Origin of the sequence: Nocardia takedensis NBRC 100417, assembly GCF_000308695.1 — a bacterium.
Taxonomy (GTDB): domain Bacteria; phylum Actinomycetota; class Actinomycetes; order Mycobacteriales; family Mycobacteriaceae; genus Nocardia; species Nocardia takedensis.
On sequence record NZ_BAGG01000115.1, the window covers coordinates 215,686 to 239,830 of the forward strand.

21 protein-coding genes are annotated in these 24,145 nt (G+C 69.5%); 8 read left to right on the forward strand and 13 right to left on the reverse strand.

Features of this window, described 5'->3' with window-relative positions; all coding sequences use genetic code 11:
- Positions 1-2: 2 nt before the first annotated feature.
- Both ON30_RS25315 and ON30_RS25320 read right to left on the reverse strand, forming a co-directional pair.
- On the reverse strand, positions 3-1,529 hold the full coding sequence (locus tag ON30_RS25315; protein WP_040710740.1) for an MFS transporter: 1,527 nt from the start codon (positions 1,527-1,529) through the stop codon (positions 3-5).
- Positions 1,530-1,581: 52 nt separating this feature from the next.
- Positions 1,582-2,136 carry a TetR/AcrR family transcriptional regulator gene (locus ON30_RS25320; protein ID WP_040710741.1) on the reverse strand — a complete coding sequence of 185 codons (555 nt, stop codon included), beginning with the start codon at positions 2,134-2,136 and terminating at the stop codon, positions 1,582-1,584.
- Between the two features lie 40 nt (positions 2,137-2,176).
- Here ON30_RS25320 and ON30_RS25325 point away from each other — a divergent pair, with 40 nt between their 5' ends.
- From ON30_RS25325 to ON30_RS25335, 3 genes are all read left to right on the forward strand, one after another.
- On the forward strand, positions 2,177-3,421 hold the full coding sequence (locus ON30_RS25325; RefSeq protein ID WP_051029945.1) for a KasA/KasB family beta-ketoacyl-ACP synthase: 1,245 nt from the start codon (positions 2,177-2,179) through the stop codon (positions 3,419-3,421).
- Positions 3,422-3,498: 77 nt separating this feature from the next.
- A complete protein-coding gene (locus ON30_RS25330) occupies positions 3,499-4,293 on the forward strand; it encodes a thioesterase family protein (protein ID WP_040710743.1) in 795 nt (264 codons plus the stop codon).
- A 122-nt stretch (positions 4,294-4,415) separates the two neighbouring features.
- Positions 4,416-5,039 carry an NAD(P)-dependent oxidoreductase gene (locus tag ON30_RS25335; RefSeq protein ID WP_040710745.1) on the forward strand — a complete coding sequence of 208 codons (624 nt, stop codon included), beginning with the start codon at positions 4,416-4,418 and terminating at the stop codon, positions 5,037-5,039.
- A gap of 5 nt (positions 5,040-5,044) precedes the next feature.
- Here ON30_RS25335 and ON30_RS25340 read toward each other — a convergent pair whose 3' ends face one another.
- Positions 5,045-6,184 (reverse strand): GTP-binding protein, encoded by a 1,140-nt coding sequence (locus tag ON30_RS25340; protein ID WP_040710889.1) that lies wholly within the window; start codon positions 6,182-6,184, stop codon positions 5,045-5,047.
- A gap of 88 nt (positions 6,185-6,272) precedes the next feature.
- On the opposite strand from ON30_RS25340, the gene thiD reads away from it, so the two are divergent.
- Positions 6,273-7,121, forward strand: coding sequence for a bifunctional hydroxymethylpyrimidine kinase/phosphomethylpyrimidine kinase (gene thiD, locus ON30_RS25345; RefSeq protein ID WP_040710746.1), 849 nt, complete (start codon positions 6,273-6,275; stop codon positions 7,119-7,121).
- An 8-nt stretch (positions 7,122-7,129) separates the two neighbouring features.
- Here thiD and ON30_RS25350 read toward each other — a convergent pair whose 3' ends face one another.
- On the reverse strand, positions 7,130-7,846 hold the full coding sequence (locus tag ON30_RS25350) for a TetR/AcrR family transcriptional regulator (RefSeq protein ID WP_040710748.1): 717 nt from the start codon (positions 7,844-7,846) through the stop codon (positions 7,130-7,132).
- 166 nt (positions 7,847-8,012) lie between these two features.
- Here ON30_RS25350 and ON30_RS25355 point away from each other — a divergent pair, with 166 nt between their 5' ends.
- The 4 genes from ON30_RS25355 to cutA all read left to right on the forward strand — a co-directional run bounded on the left by ON30_RS25355 (position 8,013) and on the right by cutA (position 12,713).
- Entirely contained in the window at positions 8,013-8,711 is a 699-nt protein-coding gene (locus ON30_RS25355; protein WP_083911654.1) for an SAM-dependent methyltransferase, read from the forward strand.
- Between the two features lie 47 nt (positions 8,712-8,758).
- A complete protein-coding gene (locus tag ON30_RS25360) occupies positions 8,759-10,027 on the forward strand; it encodes a bifunctional glycosyltransferase family 2/GtrA family protein (RefSeq protein ID WP_373282625.1) in 1,269 nt (422 codons plus the stop codon).
- A complete protein-coding gene (locus tag ON30_RS25365) occupies positions 10,024-12,117 on the forward strand; it encodes an ArnT family glycosyltransferase (protein ID WP_040710750.1) in 2,094 nt (697 codons plus the stop codon). Before ON30_RS25360 ends, ON30_RS25365 begins: the two co-directional genes overlap by 4 nt.
- A 281-nt stretch (positions 12,118-12,398) precedes the next feature.
- Positions 12,399-12,713 carry a divalent-cation tolerance protein CutA gene (cutA, locus tag ON30_RS25370; RefSeq protein WP_040710752.1) on the forward strand — a complete coding sequence of 105 codons (315 nt, stop codon included), beginning with the start codon at positions 12,399-12,401 and terminating at the stop codon, positions 12,711-12,713.
- 75 nt (positions 12,714-12,788) lie between these two features.
- Here cutA and ON30_RS25375 read toward each other — a convergent pair whose 3' ends face one another.
- The 9 genes from ON30_RS25375 to ON30_RS25415 all read right to left on the reverse strand — a co-directional run bounded on the left by ON30_RS25375 (position 12,789) and on the right by ON30_RS25415 (position 23,978).
- Complete coding sequence (locus ON30_RS25375; protein WP_040710754.1) at positions 12,789-13,457, reverse strand: RloB family protein; 669 nt, start codon at positions 13,455-13,457, stop codon at positions 12,789-12,791.
- Positions 13,454-14,725, reverse strand: coding sequence for an AAA family ATPase (locus ON30_RS25380; RefSeq protein WP_040710756.1), 1,272 nt, complete (start codon positions 14,723-14,725; stop codon positions 13,454-13,456). Before ON30_RS25380 ends, ON30_RS25375 begins: the two co-directional genes overlap by 4 nt.
- 155 nt (positions 14,726-14,880) lie before the next feature.
- Complete coding sequence (locus ON30_RS25385) at positions 14,881-15,501, reverse strand: TetR/AcrR family transcriptional regulator (protein ID WP_040710896.1); 621 nt, start codon at positions 15,499-15,501, stop codon at positions 14,881-14,883.
- Positions 15,502-15,506: 5 nt separating this feature from the next.
- On the reverse strand, positions 15,507-16,277 hold the full coding sequence (locus tag ON30_RS25390; protein WP_040710758.1) for an enoyl-CoA hydratase family protein: 771 nt from the start codon (positions 16,275-16,277) through the stop codon (positions 15,507-15,509).
- Between the two features lie 11 nt (positions 16,278-16,288).
- Complete coding sequence (locus tag ON30_RS25395; protein WP_040710760.1) at positions 16,289-17,449, reverse strand: acyl-CoA dehydrogenase family protein; 1,161 nt, start codon at positions 17,447-17,449, stop codon at positions 16,289-16,291.
- Complete coding sequence (locus ON30_RS25400; protein WP_040710762.1) at positions 17,446-19,458, reverse strand: ATP-binding protein; 2,013 nt, start codon at positions 19,456-19,458, stop codon at positions 17,446-17,448. Before ON30_RS25400 ends, ON30_RS25395 begins: the two co-directional genes overlap by 4 nt.
- A gap of 8 nt (positions 19,459-19,466) precedes the next feature.
- Positions 19,467-21,065 (reverse strand): acyl-CoA carboxylase subunit beta, encoded by a 1,599-nt coding sequence (locus tag ON30_RS25405; RefSeq protein WP_040710764.1) that lies wholly within the window; start codon positions 21,063-21,065, stop codon positions 19,467-19,469.
- The gene (locus ON30_RS25410; protein ID WP_040710906.1) at positions 21,062-22,213 is read right to left on the reverse strand and encodes an acyl-CoA dehydrogenase family protein; all 1,152 of its coding nucleotides are present in this window, start codon (positions 22,211-22,213) and stop codon (positions 21,062-21,064) included. The genes ON30_RS25405 and ON30_RS25410 overlap by 4 nt, the downstream gene beginning before the upstream one ends.
- 40 nt (positions 22,214-22,253) lie before the next feature.
- A complete protein-coding gene (locus ON30_RS25415) occupies positions 22,254-23,978 on the reverse strand; it encodes an acyclic terpene utilization AtuA family protein (protein ID WP_040710766.1) in 1,725 nt (574 codons plus the stop codon).
- Positions 23,979-24,145 lie beyond the last annotated feature (167 nt).

Sequence of the window (24,145 nt, forward strand, 5' to 3'; positions counted from 1 at the left end):
CGTCAGTGCCTGGCGCCGGTGATGCGGAATCCGCGCGGCACCAGCAGCACCGCCGCCACGGCGACCACCGCGACGATGCCCGCCGAGAGGTAGGCGGTGACGGTCAGCGCGGTGTCGAAGGCGTGTTCGGTGAGCGCGTGCAGGTCCGCGGCGGCGGCTTCGGGCAGGTCGTCGGCCACCTCGGCCGCACCGCCCACCGATCCGCGCGCCTGCTCGGCCGCCGCGCCGTCCACCGGCAGGTCCACCATGTGGTCGGTGAACACCCGTCCGTGGATACTGCCCAGCAGCGCGACGCCCAGGCCGATGCCGAGTTCGTAGTTGGTCTCCGAGACCGCGCCCGCCTGTCCGGCCCGATCGGGCGGCACCGCCGAGACCAGCACGGCCGCGGCGGCGGTGATCGCGAGTCCGTCACCGAGCCCGAAGGTCGCCAGGACCAGCGCGATGACCGGGTAGGTGGTGGGTTCCGGGCTCAGCGCGAGCCCGAGGAATCCCAGCGCGGACGCCCCCAACCCGAGCGCCAGCACCGCCCGCACCCCGAGGTGTTGCATCAGCCACGGCGTGCTCAGCGAGGCGATCAGCAGGGTCAGTGCCGAGGGCAGCATCCGGACGCCCGCCTGCGAGGGCGAATAGCCGTGGATGTACTGCAACCACAGCGAGATCAGGAACAGCGCCGCGCCGATGGCGAGCATCGCCAGCAAGGTCGCCAGGGCGGCGGCCGTGAACGCGCCGTTGCGGAACAGTCGCACGTCCAGCAGTGGGTCGTCGGCCGCGAGCTGCCGACGGACGAACCACGCAAGCGCGAGCAGTCCCAGAGCCAGTACCGCCAGATCCGCCGGGGCCGCGCCGCCCTTGGCCAGGTGTTTGAGACCCCACGCCAGTCCGACGATGCCCGTGATCGACAAGCACGCGGCGAGCAGGTCCAGTCCACCGTGCTGCGGCGCACGGTATTCGGGCAGCACGAACAGCCCGACCGCGACGGTGAGTACGACCACCGGCACGTTGAGCCAGAAGGCCGAGGCCCAGCCGAGGTGTTCGACCAGGTAGCCGCCGACGATCGGGCCGATGGTCGCGCCCAGGCCCGCCACGGCCGCCCAGATGCCGATGGCGAGGTTGCGTTCGCGGATGTCGGTGAAGATCGCGCGGATCAGCGACAGCGTGGAGGGCATCACCATCGCGCCGCCGACGGCGAGCAGCACCCGGCCGAGGATGAGTTGCCAGGCGCTGTGCGAGGTCGCGGCCACCACCGAGGCCACGCCGAACAGCACGAACCCGGTGAGGAAGAGCAACTTGCGGCCGACCCGGTCGCCGATCGCGCCGGTAGTGATGAGCAGACCGCCCAGCACCAACCCGTAGATGTCGATTACCCACAACTGTTGCAGCGGGCCCAGGTGCAGATCCTCGATGAGCGAAGGAAGGGCGACGTTGAGGATGGTGGCGTCCATGGCGACCAGCAACAGGCTGGCACACAGCACGGCGAGCATCACCCACCGCGCCGCTCCCCGGCGTCGAACCGACTCTCGTTCGCCCACGACGCTCCTTCCGGAACCGCGCCACGAGTTCGATGGCGAATATCAAGCTACCTCAGCGGACGTGCGCCTCGACCAGTCTTCGCCCGGCCCGCGAGGTCCGCTCGACGTCGCCGGTGATGAGCCGGTCCTGGAGGATCCCGCGCATGCCCGAGATCAACAGGGTCGCCACGACGGACGGGTCCTCGACCCCGATCCGCGCCAGCGCCGCGCTCAGCGCCTCCACGAAGACGGCGATGGCCTCGCGGGCGTAGCGGTCATACGGACTGCCCGGCGCGCAGGCCGCGCCGAGCACTTGGAGCATCACGCGGATGCTGATCGCGCCGTCGCCGGTCAGGCTGGATTCGTAGAGGTCGGTGAGTCGACGTCGCAGGGTCGCCGCGTCCGCCACCCCGGCGAAGACCGCCGCGATATCGGGCCGCTGGGTGGCCAGGGCCTGGACCAGCAACTCCTCTTTCGTGCCGAAGTAGTAGATGAGCATGCGCGAACTGGTGCCGAGTTCGGCGGCCAGCGGTCGCAGGGACAGTTCGGACAGGCCGTGCGCGGCGATGTAGTCGACCACGCCTGCCAGCAGTCGCGTGCGTCGCTCGTGGTCGAGGGGGCGTGCCATGAGTTGACTGTAGCGATCGCTACAGGTATTCCTGGAACCCGTGACTGTAACGATCGCTTCAGAAACTGTGGACCAGGTGGTCGTCACCGGCTACGCCGCCACCACCAGCCTCGGTCCGGACGCCGAGACGACCTGGTCGCGCCTGCTGGCGGGCCACAGCGGAATCCGCGCGCTGCAAGCCGATTTCGTCACCGACTACGACCTGCCGGTCCGCATCGGCGGCACCCTGACCGCCCACCCGGGCGACCAACTGACCCGCGTCGAACGACGCCGGATGTCCTACGTCGAACAACTCGCACTGGTGCTGGGGCGCGAGGTCTGGCGGCACGCGGGCACGCCCGAGGTCGAGGGCGAGCGACTCGCGGTCGCCATCGGCACCGGACTCGGCGGCGCGGACGCCCTCATCGACGCCGTCGACGCCCTGCGTGCGGGCGGATACCGGAAGGTCTCGCCGATGTCGGTGCCGATGGTCATGCCCAACGGCCCCGCCGCCACCGTCGGCCTCGAACTCGGCGCGAAAGCCGGGGTCTACGCCCCCGTGTCGGCCTGCTCGTCGGGATCGGAGGCCATCGCGCACGCCTGGCGACTGATCCGCACGGGTGAAGCCGACGTGGTCGTGGCGGGCGGGGTCGAAGGCCACATCCACGCGGTGCCCATCGCCAGTTTCGCCATGATGCGGGCGATGAGCACCCGCAACGCCGAACCCGAACGCGCTTCGCGCCCCTTCGACCGCGACCGCGACGGATTCGTCTTCGGCGAGGCGGGCGCGCTGCTGGTCCTGGAATCCGAACGCCACGCGCGGGCCAGGGGCGCGCGCGTCCACGGCCGGGTCCTCGGCGCGGGCATCACCTCCGACGCCTACCACATCGTCGCCTCCGATCCGGACGGCGCGGGCGCGGCCAGGGCGATGCGCGCGGCCATCGCCACCGCCGGTCTGCGGCCCGGCGACATCGGCCACGTCGACGCGCACGCCACGTCCACCACCATCGGCGACGCCTCCGAGGCCGCCGCGATCGCCGCCGTCACGCCGGACGCCTCGGTCTACGCGCCAAAATCCGCGCTCGGTCATTCGATCGGCGCGGTCGGCGCGCTGGAGTCCGTGCTCACGCTGCTGACCCTGCGCGAGGGTGTCGTGCCGCCCACGCTCAACTACGACACCCCCGACCCCGCCATCGACCTGGACGTCGTCGCGGGGACGGCGCGCACGCAGCGACCCGACTACGCGTTGAACAATTCGTTCGGCTTCGGCGGACACAATGTGTGCCTCGCGTTCGGGCGGGCCTGAACCGGCACGGCAGAATCGTAGTCCGAACGAACCAGTTGCCGCGCGGCGCGCGCCGACGGCCCGAGGGACGGACGACGATGAGCGACGCTTTCTACCTGCCCGACCCCGACCGACCGGATCGGTACCTCTCGACCGAGCTGACCCGGGGGCCGTGGTCGCCGGACGCGCAGCACGCGGGGCCGCCCTCGGCGCTGTTGGCGCACGCGATCGAGCGCTGCTCGCCGCGCGAGGGCTTCCAGGTCGGACGGGTCGCGGTGGAGATCCTGGGTCCGGTGCCGCTCGCGCCGCTGACCGTGCGAGCGGAGGTGGTGCGGCCCGGACGCAGCGTCGAACTGATCCGAGCCACGCTCAGCGCCGACCGCGGTCCGGTGATGACGGCCAACGCGTGGCGGTTCAAACTCGCGGAGCCGGAAGTCGAACTGCCCGAAGCCTTCCTGCCGACCGGTGCGCGCCCCGGCCCCGAACACGCCGCCGAGCCCGCGCCTTTCCCGAGCTCGCAGCCCGTCGGCTTCCACACCGCCATCGAATACCGTTTCGTGACCGGGTCTTTCGACGAACCCGGTCCAGCGATCTGCTGGATCAGGTTGAAGCATCCGGTCGTCGCGGGCACCGAGCCGAGCCCGCTGGAACGGACGATGGCCGCCGCCGACTCGGGCAACGGCGTCAGCGCGGTGCTCGACTGGAACCGCTACCTGTTCATCAACACCGACCTGACCGTCACCCTGCACCGTCAGCCCGTCGGCGAATGGGTCTGCCTGGACGCGGCGACCTATCCGCAACCGCACGGCATCGGCTTGGCCGAATCGGCGCTCTTCGACGAACACGGCCCGCTCGGACGCGGGACGCAGACCCTGTTGATCGGCCCGCGCTGAGCCGACCGGCCCCCGCGACGCTCGCGCATGGGTGCGAGACGCGCGGCCATGTTCGCGGGCTCCCGCCGCTGATGTACTGGATTCGCCAGCGAGTCAACGACATCGGCACACAGGGAGCAATCATGCGGATCACGGTTTTCGGCGCCACCGGCACGGTCGGACGGCACGTCGTCGAGCAGGCGCTCGAACAGGGCCACGAGGTGACGGCCTTCACCCGCGACGCGGCCACGGTCACCCGTCGCCACGACAACCTGCGGGTGGTGCAGGGCGACGTGTTCGACAGCGCCGCGGCGGAGAAGGCGATCGTGGGGCAGGACGCGGTGATCGTGGCCCTCGGCGACGGCCGCGCGGGCAAGGTCCGCTACGGCGGCACCAAGGCGATCGTGGACGCGATGCACCGCGTCGGGGTCGACCGACTGATCGTGCAGAGCAGTCTCGGCGTCGGCGACAGTCGCGCGAACCTGAACTTCGTGTGGAAGTACCTGATGTTCGGGTTGCTGCTGCGCCGCGCCTACGCCGACCACGGCTACCAGGAGGACTACGTGATCGCGAGCGATCTGGATTGGACGATCGTGCGCCCGAGCGCTTTCACCGACGGGCCGCGGACCGGGACCTACCGCCGCGACCTCGACGGCGACGCGCAGGGTCTCACGCTGAAGATCGCCCGCGCCGACATCGCGGAGTTCCTGCTCGAACAGCTCACCGACCGGACCTACGTGCGCCGCACGCCCGGGATCTCGAACTGATCGGTTCAGGCGTGCTCGTGCGGGTCGTCCCAGGTGGGGAACGGGTCGGCGTAGCGCGCCCAGACCTGCGGTCCGGCACCGAATTCGGCGTCGGTGAGCAGTGCGGCATCGAGCAGGGCGCGGACCCGGTCGCCGTCGAGGCGGACCCCGATGAAGACGATCTCCTGACCGGGCGGCTCGTCCAGCGCCGACCACAGCGCGGCGGGTTCGAACCGCAGATTCGGGCCCGCCTGCGACCACAGCGCCAGGTACTCGTCTCGCCCGGCGATCCAGCAGAAACCCTTGCTGCGCAACATCCCGCGCAGTGCGGCCAGAGTGTCGGCCAGGCGGGTGGGATGGAACGGGCGGTCGGCGCGGTAGGTGATCGAGGAGATGCCGTATTCCTCGGTCTCGGGGATGTGCCCGCCCGCGAGTTCCGCTGTCCAGCCGTCGGTTCCGGCGGCCAACACCGGATCATAGCGTCCGGTGTCGAGCACCTCGGACAACTCGACCACGCCTTCGGCCGTGCGCAGCAGGCGGGCGCGCGGGTTCAGCCGCCGCAGCGTCGCCTCGACCGTCCCGGCCGCGGCCTCGCTGACCAGGTCGGTCTTGTTCAGGATCAGCACGTCGGCGAATTCGACCTGGTCGACCAAGAGATCGGCGATGGTACGGGTGTCGCCCTCGCCGGCTTGGAGGTCGCGGTCGGCGAGGTCCTGACCGCGCGCCACCTCGATGAGGAAGGTGGAGGCGTCCACGACCGTCACCATGGCATCGATGCGGGCCAGCGCGCCCAGGGAGAACCCGTCCTCGAACTCCCACTCGAAACTGGCCGCCACCGGCATGGGTTCGGAGATGCCGGTCGACTCGATGACCAGGTGGTCGAAGCGTTCCTGCCGCGCCAGCGCGCCGACCGCCTCGATGAGGTCTTCGCGCAGCGTGCAGCAGATGCAGCCGTTGGTGAGTTCGACCAGTTTCTCCTCGGTGCGGTCGAGGTGGCCCTGTCCGGCGACCAGGGCGGCGTCGATGTTGATCTCGCTCATGTCGTTGACGATGACCGCGACGCGACGGCCCTCCCGGTTGGCGAGGATGTGGTTGAGCAGGGTGGTCTTGCCCGCGCCGAGGAAGCCGGACAGGACGGTCACGGGCAGGGGGCGAGTGGGGGCGATGGTCACGACTTAATGATAACGATTGTCATTAACACCGCGCGATCAGGTGGCGAACCGGGCAACCGGGACACCGAAGTAGGGTCTAGCCGTGAAGTTGTTGCCGATCCCCGCCGAGGGGCAGACGCCGGTCCGCGTGCTCACCATCGCGGGCACCGACTCCGGCGGCGGAGCCGGAATCCAGGCCGACACCCGCACCATGGCACTGTGCGGCGTCCACGCGCTCGTCGCCGTCGCCGCCGTCACCGTGCAGAACTCGGTGGGCGTCAGCGGATTCCACGAGATCCCGCCGCAGGTCGTCGCCGACCAGGTGCGCTCGGTCGCGGGCGATATCGGCATCGGCGCCGTCAAGACCGGCATGCTGGCCTCCACCGCCATCATCGAAGCCGTCGCCGAGGTCTGCCGCGAAGTCGGCATCGGCCGCGACGCGGACGTGCCCCTGGTCGTCGACCCGGTCGCCGCCTCCATGCACGGCGACCCACTGCTGCACGAAGAAGCGCTGGACGCGGTGCGCCACACGCTGATTCCGCTGGCCACCATCGTCACCCCCAACCTGGACGAAGTACGGCTCATCACCGGCATCCAGGTCACCGACGAGGCGAGCGCGCGCCGCGCCGCCGAAGCCCTGCACGCGCTCGGACCGCGCTGGGCCATCGTCAAGGGCGGGCACCTGCGCTCCTCGAGTTCCAGCACCGACCTGCTCTTCGACGGCGAGACCTTCCACGAATACCCGGCCGCGCGCATCGACACCGGCAACGACCACGGCGGCGGCGACACCCTCGCCGCGGCCATCGCCTGCGCCTTGGCCCACGGCTACCCGGTGCCCGACGCGGTGGAATTCGCCAAGGAATGGACCCGCCGCTGCCTGCGCGCCTCCTACGACCTCGGCGCGGGCCACGGGCCGGTCTCGCCGCTGTGGCGGCTGCACGAAACCCCGTGACGGGCGGGTCAGGCGGAACGGAAGGCCGAGTGCAGCGGTAACTCCAGATCGAAGACGATGCCGCTGAGCCGCGCGTTGGCCGTCGCCAACGCGCAGATGATCTCGGTCAGATAGGCGACGAAACTGTCCGTCGACATGGTCTGCTCACGTCGCCGGTTCGCGCCCAGCCACCAGTCCGTGGCCGAGGCCACCGCGCCGAAGATCGAGTAGTTCACCAACTCGACGCTGTCCACGTCCAGCGATTCGTCCAGGCCCGCCACCAGATCCGCCGCGCGGCGCGCCGACTGCCGCGCGGTGTGCAGGGCGCGCTCGGACTCGTCGGCGCGCTGGGTGAAATGGCTGTGCAGCATGAACCGGAACACCTGTGGATGCTCCGTCACCACCCGCACGTATTCGACCGCGCCGCGGCGGATCAACTCGCCGGTGGAATCGCCGGTCAGATCGATGCCCTCGATCACCCGCTCCCACAGCAGGTCGCGCACCCGATCCACGATCGCGTTGTAGAGATCGGTCTTGTCCGCGAAATGCCGATACAGCTTCGGCTTGGCCGCGCCCGCCTCCCGGGCGATATCGCCCATGCTGACCTCGGGACCGTGTTTGTCCAGCGCCCGGAACGCGGCCGTGACGAAATCCGCGCGGACCTTGCGCCGATGCTCACGCCACCGCTCGGTCCTGGCGTCGACGCGTTCGGGTGGCGTCTGGTCCAGAGTTCGGCCGCGCTGCATCACGTACCCGACCGTACCAACCGTGAGGTCCGCCACGGGCCGTTCCGTCACAGCCGGCGCGACAGGGAGGCACGAGTGGCCATCCGGGGAGCCGAAATGGCATATCGAGTTGCCGGAACAGCAAGAAAACTGGTCAGCTCGCGCGGGTCGGGTCCACCATGGCGACATGACCGACACCACCACCCACACCTCCCACACCCACGACCACGACCACAACCGCGGTGACGGCGACCAGCCCGCCGATCCCAAGGAGTTCTGGGAAGGCTTCTACCGGGAGCGCGGCCAGATCTGGACCGGCGACCCGAACCCGCTGCTGGTCCGCGAGGCGAGCGATCTGCCGCCCGGCGCCGCGCTCGACCTGGGCTGCGGCGAGGGCGGCGACGCGGTCTGGCTGGCCGCACGCGGCTGGCGGGTCACCGCGGTCGACATCGCCGCGACCGCACTGAGCCGGGCCGCCGCGCACGCCGAACAGGCCGGGGTCCGCGACCGGATCACCTTCGCCGAACACGACCTGAACGTCAGCTTCCCCGAGGGTGAGTTCGATCTGGTGTCCGCGCAGTTCTTCCACAGCCCGGTCGCCCAGGAGGCCGAGCGCTCCGCGGTGCTGCGCCGCGCGGCCGAGGCGGTCGCCGTCGACGGCGTGCTGCTGGTCGCCGGCCACGCGGGCTGGCCGTCCTTCGTCGAGGACCCGCCGCACCCGGATGTGCACTTCCCCACCGTCGAGGAGGTGCTGCGCGCCCTCGACCTGCCCGAGGACCGCTGGACGGTGGAAGCCTCCGAGGAAGTGCACCGCGAGGTGACCTGGCCCGACGGGAAGACCGGCATCCGCGCCGACAACATCCTGCGCCTGCGCCGCCGCGCCTGACGGTCACAGGAACCTCACAGCGGAGAGCCGGCCTGGCTGTAGCAGCGGTGACGATCGTTGTCCCCATGACCGACACCGCCACCGCCGAGCACCGGGCGGATTCGACCGCAGCGGTGGTCACGCCCGTCCTGGACGTCGTGATCCCCGTCTACAACGAACAGGCCGATCTCGCGGTGTGCGTGCGCCGACTGCACGCGCACCTGCGCGACGGCTTCCCCTTCCCCGCCCGGATCACCATCGCCGACAACGCCAGCACCGACGACACCCTGCGCGTCGCCGGCGACCTGGCCCGCGAATTCGCCGACGTCGAGGTGGTCCACCTCGACGCCAAAGGGCGCGGCCGCGCGCTGCGCGCGGTGTGGGAACGGTCGGACGCCGAGATCGTCGCCTACATGGACGTCGACCTGTCCACCGATCTCAACGCGCTGCTGCCGCTGGTCGCCCCGCTGATCACCGGACATTCCGACATCGCGATCGGCACTCGCCTCGACGCCTCCTCCCGGGTGGTGCGCGGGCGCAAACGCGAATTCGTCTCCCGCTGCTACAACCTCATCCTGCGCGCCTCTCTGCGCGCCGGATTCTCCGACGCGCAATGCGGGTTCAAGGCGATGCGCACCGAGATCGCGCGCCGCCTGCTGCCGCTGGTCGAGGACGGCGAATGGTTCTTCGACACCGAACTGCTCGTCCTGGCCGAACGCGCGGGACTGCGCATCCACGAGGTCCCCGTCGACTGGATCGATGATCCCGACAGCACCGTCGACATCGTCGACACCGCCCGCAAGGACCTGCTCGGCGTGTGGCGGTTGCTGCGCGGCCTGACCACGGGCGCCCTGCCGCTGGAGGAACTGCGCGCCGCCGTCGGGCGGGAACCGCTGGTGCCGGGCGTGCCGTTGGGCATGGTCGGGCAGGTCGCCCGCTTCGCCATCGTCGGCGTCTGCTCCACCGTCGCCTACGCCCTGCTCTACGTGCTGATCCAGCCGTTCGGCGGTCCGCAGGTCGCCAACTTCGCGGCGCTGCTGATCACCGCGATCGGCAACACCGCCGCCAACCGCGCGTTCACCTTCGGCGTGCGCGGCTCGAAAGACGTTGTCACCCATCAGTTCCAAGGTCTGCTGATCTTCGCCTTCGGGCTGCTGGTCACCAGCGGGTCGCTGTTCGCGCTGCACCGCTTCGTGCCCGGCGCGTCCCTGCACGTCGAACTGCTCGTGCTGGTGCTGGCCAACCTGGTCGCCACCCTCACCCGTTTCCTCGGACTGCGGTGGGTCTTCCGCGACAGCGGCCCCACCGGCGAACTCACGGAGGTGACCGCCCGATGACCGCGACCCTTGCCCCGCCCACCGCGGCGGACCTGCCCCGCGCCCACGCCCGCGGTCGGATCGGCCGCGAATATCCCGCGCTCGCGGTGCTGCTGCTCGGCACCGCCGTCGCCTATCTGTGCAACCTCGGCGCCAACGGCTGGGCCAATTCCTTCTATTCCGCTGCCGTGCAGGCAGGTTCGGTGTCCTGGAAGGCGTTCTTCTTCGGCTCCTCCGACGCCGCCAACTCGATCACCGTCGACAAACCGCCCGCCTCGCTGTGGGTGATGGAACTGTCGGCGCGCCTGTTCGGGCTCAACAGTTGGAGCATCCTCGTCCCGCAGGTGCTACTCGGCGTCGGCACCGTCGCGCTGCTGTGGGCGACCGTGCGCAAGCCGTTCGGGCCCACCGCCGGACTGCTCGCCGGCCTCGCGCTGGCCGTCACCCCGGTGGCCGCGTTGATGTTCCGGTTCAACAATCCTGACGCGCTGCTGGTGTTCCTCATGGTCGCCGCCGCCTGGGCGATGACCAACGCGCTGCGCGACGGCCGACTGCGCTGGCTCCTCCTCACCGGCGCGTTCATCGGATTCGGTTTCCTGACAAAGCAATTGCAGGTCCTGCTGGTCGTGCCCGCCCTCGCGCTCACCTACCTGATCGCGGGCCCGCCCGCCCTCGGCAAACGCGTACTGCACCTGCTCGCCGCGGGCGCGTCGATGATCGTCGCGGCCGGATGGTGGCTGCTGGCCGTGGAACTGTGGCCCGCCGACTCCCGCCCCTGGATCGGCGGCTCCCACGACAACTCCATCCTCGAACTCACCCTCGGCTACAACGGACTCGGCCGCCTCAACGGCGAGGAGACCGGCAGCGTCGGCCCCGGCGGCGAACTCCCGCCCGGCGGCAACGGCATGTGGGGCAGCACCGGCATCACCCGCCTGTTCGAGCCCGCCCAGGGCGGTCAGATCGCCTGGCTGCTCCCCGCCGCCCTGATCGGGCTGCTCGCCGGACTCCTGTTGCGCGGCAAGGGCGCCCGCACCGACGACCGTCGCGCCGCGCTGATCCTGTGGGGTGGCTGGCTGCTGGTGACCGGCCTGGTGTTCAGCTATATGGCCGGCATCTTCCACCAGTACTACACCGTCGCCCTGGCCCCCGCGATCGCCGCACTCGTCGGCGCCAGCGCGGTCCAGATGTGGGCCGCCCGCGACCGCGCGTGGGTGCGCTTCGCCCTCGCCGCCACGGTCGGACTCACCACCGCCACCGCGTGGCTGCTGCTCACCCGCAGCGCCGAGTTCCTGCCCTGGCTGCGCTGGACCGTCCTCGCTCTGGGCATCGTCACCACGATCGCCCTGCTCGTGCGGATCACCGGCAAGGTGGCGCTGGTCGTCGCCTCGGCCGCCGTCCTCGTCGGCATCGCGGGCCCCGTCGCCTACTCCGCCGACACCATCGCCGGCGCGCACCAGGGGTCGATACCCTCCGCCGGGCCGAACGTGGGCGGGATGCACGGCGGGCCCGGAGGTATGGGCGGCCCGGACGGACAGAACCGGTTCGGGCAGGACGGGCGTCGCGGACAGGACGGAAACGGTGCCGCAGCAGACGGTTTCACCAACGGCGCACCGGCCAACGGGATGCCGAACGGTGGGGCATCCACCGCACCCGGCGGTGCCGCCGCCAACGGTTCGACGCCGCCCACCTCGGACGGCACCACCACCGGCGGCACAACCACCACGAACGGCACCACCCGCTCCGACGGCGGCTTCGGCCCGGGCGGTTTCCTCGGCTCCTCCACCCCGAGCGCCCGGGTGACCGCCCTGCTCGAAGCCGACTCCGACGCCTACACCTGGGTCGCGGCGGCCATCGGCTCCAACAGCGCCGCCGGCTACCAACTCGCCACCGAACTCCCGGTCATGCCGATCGGCGGCTTCAACGGCAGCGACCCCTCCCCCACCCTCGCCCAATTCCAGGAGTACGTCGCCCAGGGCCGCATCCACTACTTCATCGGCGGCGGCCGAGGCGGCCCCGGCGGCGGCAACTCCGAGATCTCCACCTGGGTCCAACAGAACTTCACCGCCACCGAAGTGGACGGCGTAACCCTCTACGACCTCACCACCAAATAGCCCCTCCCCTCGAACGCGCCCACCCCGCCAGGTGGGCGCGTTCCCCATTCGAAACCACGACCACCGAACTCCCCGTCGAGCCGGTCCGCGCCCCAATTCACAGCCGGACCCTCGCTCGACACACCAATAATTACGTCACGAGTAAGTATTGATGCCTTCGCTCGGCCCACCTCGTCCGCGACGCGATCCGCACCAGCGACACCACGGCCGCCGAAGTGGTCGAGCCCCTCCGTCCCAACGCCCGCCACAGGAGGCGGATTTCGCCGGCTAAGCTCGCGGGCATGGCTGAACACGTCGTGGTCACGACCACCACGGACACCGAGGAAGCGGCGCTCGGGATCGCGCGCGGAGTGGTGGAGAATCGACTCGGCGCGTGCGCCCAGATCCACCCCCTCCGCAGCGTCTTCCGTTGGGAGGGAGAGGTTCAGGACGAGACCGAGTGGCGGGTCGACATCAAGACCGTCGCCGACAAGGTCGCACCGCTGATCGAGCACATCGAATCCGTGCACAGTTATGACGTGCCCGAAGTCCTCGTGACACCGATCGTCGCTGGCTCCGAAGCCTACCTCCGCTGGCTGGGCACCGAAACCCACTGACCAGGTGAACACCTCGGGTCCGAGCTCGCATCGCGGATAGATCCGAGAGCCACGGTCACCCCATGTGTAGTGCGGTCAATCGCAATCTGCCGTGGGCTCGGTGCGAGGTGCCCCGGTCTTCAGAGCCGCGCGCATATCGAGCACGAATCGATCCATCGATGAAGAAGGATTGTCGTGGGGAAAGTCGGTGCAGTCTCGCCGATGTTTCTCTCGCAGAGATCCCGCACGACGGATCGCCTCGTCCACCATTTTCATGTACAGCGGGCCATCGAGATGCTTGCCGCCGGAATCGTCCAGTTCATTCCTGAGTTGGATCGCGGCGTTGGTCGACAGATGTCCCGAATGGCGCACGTGATGCAGGATCAACCACACCTCGAAGCAGGGGTTGCTGATCGCGAGGTGGACACCGTTGTCCCGGGCCATCTGCCGTGCCCGATCGAGGTGGGGGTGCCGATCGGGGGATTCGACGTCGAATACGCACCAGTAGGAATCGATATCGAGATCGGCGCGGCGTTTATCGGCGCAGGCTGCCTCGACAAGGCGCATCGGCGTCGCTCCCGCCTCCTCGATGGAGACGTCCACCGACACCGAGTCGATGAACTCGGGGAGTCTTTTCAGCGCATCGATGTACTCGGGTTCGGTGGTCACGCCCTCCACGTACACCCGTAGAGTTGTCCGCACAGCGGTCGATTCCGTCTTCCGCTTGAGCGATCTGGGATTCTTACCTCGATTCTTCGCACTCACCCCAACAGCCCCAGCTCGTGGAGGATATCCGGATGCGAGACATCGGGTAGCGCACCGAATCGTCCACTCAGATAGCCGCTTTCCAGGTTGGCGGACTTCCGGACCCGCTCACCGGCGAAGTCGGAGAGCGCCGCGAAGCGCGTCGATCCGCTCGTCGTCTTCTGAGTCAGCCAGACCTCGTCACGGTTGAGGTGATTCAAGAGGTTGGTGTCGTGCGACGTGAAGAGCAACTGCGCTCCGCGCGGATTGGACTTTCTGCCTTTGAACAGTTTGATCAGTTGCGCCGTGAGGGTGGGGTGCAGGTTGGCATCTAGCTCATCGAAGAGGATCAGGGTTCCCGAACCCAGCGCGTCGAGTACCGGCCCGATCAGTTGGAACCAGGTCCGTGTGCCAGCCGACTCGTGACGATAGTCGAACGCGAGTCGCTCGCTGTCGGCGGCGTGCACGAGTTGCGGGGTGCGGCGGGTGACCTGTTCACCTCGGCCCACCTCCACTTGGGCTTCTTCTATTTCCACGTCCACCACGCCGAGATCAGCGAGTTGCAGCAGCGCCATCGCCTGTTGTCGAGCGGAGCGCCATCCCGGCTCGTCCGAAGTGATTCCGTCCCCGAAGAGGTCGAGCTCTTCTTCTTGCGGGACATCGAAAAGGCGGAGCGATTGCCGGATACCCACGAAGCGCCCGGACCCGTTCAGCGACTGGCCGAGTATTCTCATCTGGACCAGTGCCCGCGAGAACGCGGATGTTATCGGCTCATCGAATCGGCGCATGATGGACAGCGCCAAGGACCTATCGGTCAGGAGCGTTCGTGTTCCGGATAGTTCTCCGAGTCCTCGCTGCAAGGTGAGTTCATTCGCCTCGCGCTCGAATACGCGACGTCGGCGTCCTTCGGGGTAGTGGAACAGCGCCTCGTAACTGACGCGATGGCGTCCGACATCGAGGAGGTATTCGAAGCGGACTCCGTCGACCTCCAACTCGAGGATGAACGACGAATCCTCGGCCTTCGCCCGGCCGAACGCGAACGGTTCGACCGGGATCTCGTCGTCCCAAGCGCGCAGGGAGTTCTGTACCGAGGTCCGAAGCCACGCCAGCGCCGCCAGGACGTTGGACTTGCCCGAGGCGTTGGGCCCGTAGATCCCCGCGACCGGCACCAGCGACGCCCCCAATTTGGCGTGAGTCCGCGCCTCGGGCCGGTCGTCGACCGCGACCATCGACAGTTCCGCGGGCTCCAGTATCGAGCGGAAGTTCTCTACTTCGAACCGGATGAGCATCGGCACCTCACTGCACTTGGACCGGCATCTTCGTCGAAACCGTACCAAATAGGGCCTTGATCAACGCCTGAGCAGCAATCTGAGGCAGCACCTGACGGACGCCGGCCGGGGAAGGGCGGATCAACCCTCGGCTTCGAGGCGGGTGACGATCAGGTTCAGCGGACGGCCGTGGGGTGGAGGGAGGTGTGGAGGGTGGCGGACCATTGGGTGACGATTTGTTGGCGGCGGGCGGAGTCGTCGGTGAGGACGTCGGCGAGGCCGAGGCCGCGGGCGAGGTCGAGGGTGGCTTGGACGAGGTGGTGGGCGACGGGGTCGGTGTCGTCGACGCCGAGGGCTTCGACGGCGCGGCGGTGGGAGGCGCGGCCGAAGCGGGCTTCGAGGGGGACGATGCGTTCGCGCAGGGCGGGGTCGGCGGCGGCGTGGGTCCAGACCTGTAGGGCCGCTTTGAACAGGTTGCTGGTGTAGGACTCGACCAGGCCCGCGACGACGGCTTCGGTGCGGGCGAGGCCGTCGACTTTCTCGGTGAGCGCGGCGGCTTCGCGTTTGGCTTGGTCGTTGCGGATGTCGAACATGTATTCCAGGGCGGCGGTGATGAGTTCTTCCCGGGTGGGGAAGTGGTGTTGGGCTGCCCCGCGCGACACCCCGGCCCGTTCGGCGACGACGGCGACGGTCGCGGCGGCCCAGCCGGTTTGGGCCAGGCAGTCGATGGTCGCCTCCAACAGGCGCTGCCGGGTGGCTCGGCTGCGGTCCTGTTTGGGTTCGTGGGGTGTCGCCATGTCGATCATTCTGCCCAGGTCGGTGGGCGGCGCTGGAGGAAGGCCGTCATGCCTTCGCGCACCTCGGGGCTGCCGAAGAAGCTCGCGGAGCGGCGCGCGAGGTCTTCGGCGGAGGTGGCGATCTCGGCGAGCACCGGCGCGTTGACCAGCCGTTTGGCTTCGGCGAGCGCTTGCGGCGCGCCTTTGCGCAGTTCAGCGCACAGGCGGGCCACTTCGGCGGCGGGGTCGTCGGCGGTCAGGGTGACCAGTCCGATGGACGCGGCGGTGGCGGCGTCGAATTTCTCACCGGTCAGGTAGTAGCGGCTCGCGGCCCTGGGGTCCAGGCGCGGCAGCAGCGTGAGCGAGATCATGAAGGGGGCGAGTCCGATGCGCACTTCGGTGAGCGCGAAGGAACTGCCGGGGCCCGCGACGACGATGTCGCAGCCCGCGACGATGCCCATGCCGCCCGCGCGCACGTTCCCGTCGATCTGGGCGAGCACCGGTTTCGGCGTCGCCACGAGCGCGCGCAGGACCGCGATCATGGCACGGGAGCGTTCGTCCATGGCGAGGGCGGGGTCGGCGTCGCTCGCCTCGCTCAGGTCGGCGCCCGCGCAGAAGGTGTTGCCGGTGTGGGCGAGCACGATCGCGCGGACGTCGGGGTCACCGGCCGCCCTGTCCAGTCCGTCGAGCAGTTCGGTGACCAGGCGGGAGGACAGCGCGTTGCGGTTGTGCGGGGAGTCGAGGGTGAGGGTCGCGATGCGCTCGCGCACCTCGTAGCGCACGTACGGGTCGGTCACGGGCGTCTCCGTCAGTAGGACTTGGGCAGGCCGAGGGAATGCTGGGCGACGAAGTTGAGCACCATCTCCCTGCTGACCGGCGCGATGCGGCCGATGCGGGCGGCGGCGAGCATGGCGGCCAAACCGTAGTCGCTGGTCAGTCCGGCGCCGCCGTGGGTCTGGATGGCTTGGTCGAGGGCGCGGATACTGGCTTCGGCGGCGGCGTATTTGGCCATGTTGGCGGCTTCGGCGGCCCCCATCTCGTCGCCTTCGTCGTAGAGGACGGCGGCTTTCTGCATCATCAGTTTCGCCAGTTCGAGTTCGACCTTGACCTGGGCGAGCGGATGCGAGATGCCTTGGTGCGCACCGATCGGGGTCTTCCAGACGGTGCGCTGCTTGGCGTATTCGACGGCGCGGTCGATGGCGTAGCGGGCGATGCCGACGGCCATCGCGGCGCCCATGATGCGTTCCGGGTTGAGGCCGGCGAACAGTTGCATGAGCGCGGCGTCCTCTTTGCCGACCAGCGCGGTGGACGGCAACCGGACGTCGTCGAGGAACAGGTTGTACTGGTGGTCGGGTTCGATGATGTCCATCTGCTGGGCCACCTTGGTGAAGCCGGGGGCGTCGGTGGGGACGATGAACAGGGCGGGCTTGAGTTTGCCGGTCTTGTGGTCCTCGGTGCGCGAGACGATCAGCACGGCTTCGGCCTGGTCGACGCCGGAGATGAAGATCTTGCGGCCGTTGAGGATCCAGTCGTCACCGTCGCGCCGGGCGGTGGTGGTGATCTGGTGCGAGTTGGAGCCGGCGTCGGGTTCGGTGATGCCGAAGACCATTTTCGCGCTGCCGTCGGCCAGGCGCGGCAGCCAGTTCTGCTTCTGTTCGTCGGTGCCGTACTTGGTGATGATGGTGCCGCAGATGGCCGGGGAGACCACCATGAGCAGCAGGCCCGCGCCCTGCGCGGACAGTTCCTCCATCACCAGCGCGAGTTCGTACATGCCCGCGCCGCCGCCGCCGAATTCCTCGGGCAGGTTGACGCCGAGGAAGCCGAGCGCGCCCGCCTCGGCCCACAGTTCGTCGAGTGGTTCGTTGCGGCGGGCCTTGGGCAGCACGTAGTCGCGGTAGGTGTATTTCTCGGCGAGGGCGGCCACGGCCGCGCGCAGCGCCTTGCGTTCGTCGGTCTCGATGAAGCTCATGCCGGGTTCTCCTGGTCGTTCTCCTCGGTGTCGGGGTCGACGACGGCGAGGACGGTTCCGATGTCGACCTGTTGGCCGACGGTGACGTTGAGCGCGCTGAGGACGCCCGCGGCGGGGGCGGCGATGGTGTGTTCCATTTTCATCGCCTCCAGCCACAGGATCGGCTGTCCCCGGGTGACCCGGTCGCCGGTCTGCGCGCCGAGGCGGATGACGCTGCCGGGCATGGGGGCCAGCAGCGATCCGGTGGCGACGTGGTCGGCGGGGTCGCTGAAGCGCGGGAGCCGGTGCGCGGCAACCGGTCCCAGCGGGGAGTCGACGCACACCAGGTCGCCGTAGCGGGCGATCTCGAACTGCCTGCGCACGGGTCCGCGGTCGCCGGGGACGGCGAGGACGACCCGGTCGGGGGTGAGGTCGAGCAGGGCGAGCCCGTCGTGTCCGTCGACGGTGACGCCGCCCGCGCGGTCGAAGCGGTAGTCGATCTCGACGGTGGTGTCGGCGCGGGTGCGGTAGGACTTGCGCTGGAACCGCGCGGGCAGGTTGCGCCACCCGCTGGGCAGTCCGCCGCCGACGCCCGCCGACGCGCGGTTGGCGGCGGCTTCGGCCAGGGCGGCGGCGACCAGCGACAACCGTTGCGCGTCCGGGTCGGCCAGCGGCGCGGCGAGGGTGTCCAGGCCGTGGGTGGCGAAGAACGCGGTGTCGGTGTCGCCGGCCAGGAAGGCCGGGTGCCGCAGCACCCGCACCAGCAGGTCGCGGTTGGTGACCAGGCCGTGCACGCGGGCGCGGTGCAGGGCGGCGGCCAGTAGCCGGGCCGCCTCGTCGCGGGTCTCGGCCCAGGAGATGACCTTGGCGAGCATCGGGTCGTAGTGCACGCCGACGGTCGACCCGTCCACGACACCGGTGTCCAGTCGCACGCCGGGCCGCTCGAGCAGGTCGAATTCGGTACGGACCAGCGGGATCTCGATCCGGTGCACGGGCCCGCTCTGGGGCTGCCAGACCTGGGCGGGGTCCTCGGCGTAGAGGCGGACCTCGATCGAGTGGCCGCGCATGGCGGGCGGTTCGCCGGGCAGCGCGCCGCCCGCGGCGACCTCGAGTTGCAGCCGGACCAGATCGAGTCCGGTGGTGCATTCGGTGACCGGATGTTCGACCTGGAGGCGGGTGTTCATCTCCAAGAAGTAGAACTCCCCGGCCTCGTCGGCGAGGAATTCGACGGTGCCCGCGCCGGTGTAACCGATGGCCTCGGCGGCCAGTCGGGCGGCCTCGAACAGGCGCTCGCGCATGCCCGGTGTGCGCTCCACCAGCGGCGAGGGCGCTTCTTCGACGACTTTCTGATGGCGGCGCTGGATCGAGCACTCGCGTTCGCCCACCGCCCAGGTGCGGCCGTGGGCGTCGGCCATGACCTGCACCTCGATATGTCTGCCGGTCTCGAGGTAGCGCTCGCAGAACACCGTCGGATCGCCGAAGGCGGACTGCGCTTCGCGGCGCGCGGCCTCGATCTGCGGGGTGAGCTCGGCCAGGGCGCGGACCACGCGCATGCCGCGCCCGCCGCCGCCCGCCGACGCCTTGATCAGCACCGGCAGGTGCGCCTCGGTGACCTCGGCCGGATCGAGTTCGGCCAGCACCGGCACGCCCGCCGCGTCCATCATCTTCTTGGCCGCGACCTTGGACCCCATCTGCTCGATCGCCGCCACCGGCGGACCGATCCAGGTCAGACCGGCCGCGAGCACATCGCGCGCGAATTCGGCGTTCTCGGACAGGAATCCGTAGCCGGGGTGCACCGCGTCCGCGCCCGCGGACAGCGCGGCCTCGATGATCAGGTCACCGCGCAGGTAGGTCTCGGCGGGGGTGTTGCCGGGCAGTCGGACCGCGGCGTCGGCCTCGGTGACGTGCGGGGTGTCGGCATCGGCGTCGGAATACACCGCCACCGTGCCCAGACCGGTGCGACGGCAGGTGGCGAACACCCGGCGCGCGATCTCGCCGCGGTTGGCGACCAGGACTGTCGTGATACTCATCGCCTGCCTCACATCCGGAAGACGCCGAAACCGTCGGCGCCCTCGATCGGGGCACTGTGGATGGCCGACAGGGCCATCCCCAGCACCGTGCGGGTGTCGCGGGGATCGATGACACCGTCGTCGTAGAGCCGCCCGGACATGAACATCGGCAGCGATTCGGCCTCGATCTGGGCCTCCACCGCCGCGCGCATCCCGGCGTCGGCGGCTTCGTCGAACGGCAGTCCCTTCGCCTCGGCGGCCGCGCGCCCCACGATCGAGATCACGCCCGCCAACTGCGCACCGCCCATGACCGCGGATTTCGCGCTGGGCCAGGCGAACACGAAACGCGGATCGTAGGCGCGCCCGCACATGCCGTAGTGGCCCGCGCCGTAGGAGGCGCCCATCAGCAGGGAGATGTGCGGCACCTTGGAATTGGAGACCGCGTTGATCATCATCGCGCCGTGTTTGATGATGCCCTTCTGCTCGAATTCCCGACCCACCATGTAGCCGGTGGTGTTGTGCAGGAACAGCAGCGGCGTGTTCTTCTGGTTCGCCAATTGGATGAACTGGGTGGCCTTCTGCGATTCCTCGGAGAACAGCACGCCGCGCGCGTTGGCGAGGATGCCGACCGGGTAGCCGTGCAGTTCCGCCCAGCCCGTCACCAGACTGCTGCCGTAGAGCGGTTTGAATTCGTCGAAATCCGAGCCGTCGACCACGCGCGCGATGACCTCGCGCGGATCGAACGGGATCTTCAGATCGGCGGGGACGATGCCGAGCAGTTCCTCTTGGTCGAACAGCGGCGCGATCACCTCCGCGCGCGGGCGCGGTCCGCGTTTGGTCCAGTTCAGCCGCTTCACGATCGAGCGACCGAGGCGGATCGCGTCCTGTTCGTCGGCGGCCAGATAGTCGGCCAGACCGGAGACCCGCGCGTGCATATCCGCGCCGCCGAGGGATTCGTCGTCGGATTCCTCGCCGGTGGCCATCTTCACCAGCGGCGGACCGCCGAGGAAGACCTTGGAGCGCTCCTTGATCATGACCGTGTAGTCGGACATGCCGGGAATGTAGGCGCCGCCCGCGGTGGAATTGCCGAACACCAGCGCGATGGTCGGGATACCCGCCGCGGAGAGCCTGGTCAGGTCGCGGAACATCCGTCCGCCGGGGACGAACACCTCTTTCTGGGTGGGCAGGTCCGCGCCGCCGGATTCGACCAGTCCGATCACCGGCAGGCGGTTCTCCCTGGCGATGTCGTTGACGCGCAGATTCTTGCGCAGGGTCCACGGATTGGAGGTGCCGCCGCGCACGGTCGGATCGGGTGCGACGATCAGGCATTCCACGCCCTCGACCACGCCGATGCCCGCGATCACGCTGGCCCCGACGTGGAATTCACTGCCCCACGCGGCCAGCGGGCACAGTTCCAGGAACGGCGAATCCTCGTCGACGAGCAGTTCGATGCGTTCGCGCGCGGTGAGTTTCCCGCGCTTGCGGTGCCGCGCGAGTTTGTCGGGGCCGCCGCCCGCGATCGCCTTCGCGAATTCGCCGTCGATCTCGGTGAGTTTGGCGTTCATCGCCTCGGCGGCCGCCCGGTATTCCGGCGAGCCGCTGTCGAGGGTGCTGCGCAGTGCCGTCATGACTGGTACCCCAATCGTTTCGCCGCCAGGCCGGTCAGGATTTCGGTGGTGCCGCCGCCGATGCCGAGGATGCGGATGTCGCGATATTGGCGCTCCACCTCGGATTCGCGCATGTAGCCGAGGCCGCCGAACAATTGCACGGCCTGATTGGCCACCCATTCGCCCGCCTCGACGGCGGTGTTCTTCGCGAAGCACACCTCCGCGATCAGGTCGGTCTCGCCTTCGGCGGAGCGGCGGGCCACCTCGCGGGTGTAGACGCGGGCGACGTCGATGCGCCGCGCCATCTCGGTGACGGTGTTCTGCACGGCCTGCCTGCTGATCAGCGGACGGCCGAAGGTCTCGCGCGCACGCACCCAGTCCAGGGTGAGGTCCAGACAGCGCTGGGCCTGCGAATACGCCTGCACGGCCAGTCCGACCCGTTCGCTGACGAACGCGCCCGCGATCTGGAAGAACCCGGAATTCTCCGGTCCGACCAGGTTCGCGGCGGGCACCCGCACGTCGACGTAGGACAATTCGGCGGTGTCGGAGGCCCGCCACCCCATCTTGTCCAGTTTCCGGCCGACGGTGAAGCCGGGCGTGCCCTTCTCCACCACCAGCAGCGAGATGCCGCCGGAACCTGGTCCGCCCGTGCGCACCGCGGTGACGACGAAATCGGCGCGGACGCCGGAGGTGATGTAGGTCTTGGCCCCGTTGACGATGTAGTGGTCGCCGTCGCGGCGCGCGGTGGTGCTCAGGTGGCCGACGTCGGACCCGCCGCCGGGTTCGGTGATGGCCAGCGACCCGATGAGCTCACCGGCCAGCGTGGGCCGGGCGAAACGCTCGATCAGGTCCCGATCACCCGAGGCGATGATGTGCGGCACGGCGATGCCGCAGGTGAACAGGGAGGCGAACAGTCCGCCGGAGCAGCCCGCCTCGTGCATCTCCTCGCACACGACCATCGCGTCGATGCCGTCGCCGCCCGCGCCGCCCGCGGATTCGGGGAACTGGATGCCGAGCAGTCCGAGCGCGCCCGCCTTCTTGTGCAGTTCACGCGGGATCTCCCCGTCGCGCTCCCAGTCGTCGAGGTGGGGCAGCACCTCGCGTTCGGCGAAACCCCGGACGGTGGCGCGCAATTCGCGCCGCTCCTGGGTGTTCCACGGTGAATTCATCGCCACTCCGTACTCGGTGCTCGCTGGACGTCGATCGGGTTCATGCGGTGGTTCTGTGCGCTTCGGCGGGCAGGTCGACCCAGCGCGAGCGCAGCCATTCGCCCAACCCTTTGGCCTGCGGGTCGAATCGGGCCTGGTAGGCGACGCCTTCGCCGAGCAGACCGGACACGACGAAGTTCAGCGCGCGCAGGTTCGGCAGCACGTGTCTGGTGATCTCGAGGTCGGCGGTCTCGGGCAGCAACTGCCGCACCTTCTCGACGGTGAGGGTGTGCGCCAGCCAGCGCCACTGCTCCTCGGTGCGCACCCACACGCCGATGTTGGCGTCGCCGCCCTTGTCGCCGCTGCGGGCCAGCGCGATCTCGCCGAGCGGTCCGCGGCGGGTCTCCTCGACCGGGAGCGGTTGCGGCAGCGCGGGTTCCGGGACTGCTTCGAGCTCGGCGGTCGCCGCGGCGGGGGCGATGTCGACCCGCGTTCCGTCCGGCAGCACCGCTACGTGCGGCACTTCGGCGGCGTCGACGTAGCCCGCGCGGAACACCCCGTAGGGCGACCCGTTGCCGGGCGGCGCGGTGAAGCTGCATCCGGGGTAGGAGGCCAGCGCGAGTTCCACCGCCACCCCCGAGAACGCGCGGCCCACCTTGTTCGGGTCGGGATCGCGCACCACGCAGCGCAGCAGCGCGCTGGCCTGCTCCTCGGTCTCGGCGTCGGGCCGGTCCAGGCGGGCCAGGGTCCAGTCCAGTTCGGCGGGCCGGACGGTCAGCCAGGACTCCAACTGCTCGCGCGCGAGGGCGGCCTTGGCCTCGATGTCGAGTCCGGTGAGCACGAACTGCATCTCGTTGCGGAACCCGCCGATGGTGTTCAGCGACACCTTCAGTCGCGGCGGCGGCGCTTCGCCGCGGACCCCGTCGACGCGCACGCGGTCGGGTCCGTCCTGGGTCAGGCGCACGGTGTCCAGTCGCGCCGTGACGTCGGGGCCGGCGTAGCGCGCGCCCTGGATCTCATACATCACCTGCGACCGCACCGTGTCCACGGTGACCGCGCCGCCCGTGCCCGCGTGCTTGGTGATGACGCTCGAACCGTCGGCGCGGATCTCGGCGATGGGGAAGCCGGGTCGGCCGAGATCGGCGAGTTCGGTGAAGAAGGCGAAGTTGCCGCCGGTGGCCTGGGTGCCGCATTCGATGATGTGCCCCGCGACGACCGCGCCGGCGAGGGCGTCGTGATCGGTGCGGCCCCAGCCGAAGTGGGCGGCGGCGGGTCCGACGATCACCGAGGCGTCGGTGACCCGGCCGGTCACCACGATGTCCGCGCCCGACCGCAGGCATTCCACGATGCCCCACGCGCCGAGGTAGGCGTTGGCGGTGAGCGGTTTCCCGAGGCCGAGTTCGTCCGCGCGGGGCAGCAGGTCGTCGCCCTCGACGTGGGCGACCGCGGCCTGCAGACCGAGGTCGGCGGCGACGGAGCGCAGTTTCTCGGCCAGACCGGCCGGATTGAGCCCGCCCGCGTTGGCGACCAGGCGCACCTTGCGTTCCAGCGCCAGGCCGAGGCAGTCCTCGACCTGCTTGACGAAGGTCTTGGCGTAGCCGAGGCTCGCGTCCTTCATGCGGTCGCGGCCGAGGATCAGCATGGTCAGTTCGGCCAGGTAGTCGCCGGTGAGCACGTCGAGGTGCCCGCCTTCGAGCATTTCCCGCATCGCGCCGATCCGGTCGCCGTAGAAGCCGGAACAGTTGCCGATTCGGAGCACGTCCGGATCGGCGGCCAGCATACTCATCAGCCGGGGCCTCCTCTGCGATGAACGCCCCGTGCGCGCGACCGCGCCGGAGCCGTTCGGGGTTGCGCGACCAGCATCACACCCGGTCAAGAAAAAATCAAGCTTGCGTGCTTGTTAATTGCCGACGCGATGGACCCCACCGACCCTGACCCTCCCGCGACCTGCAC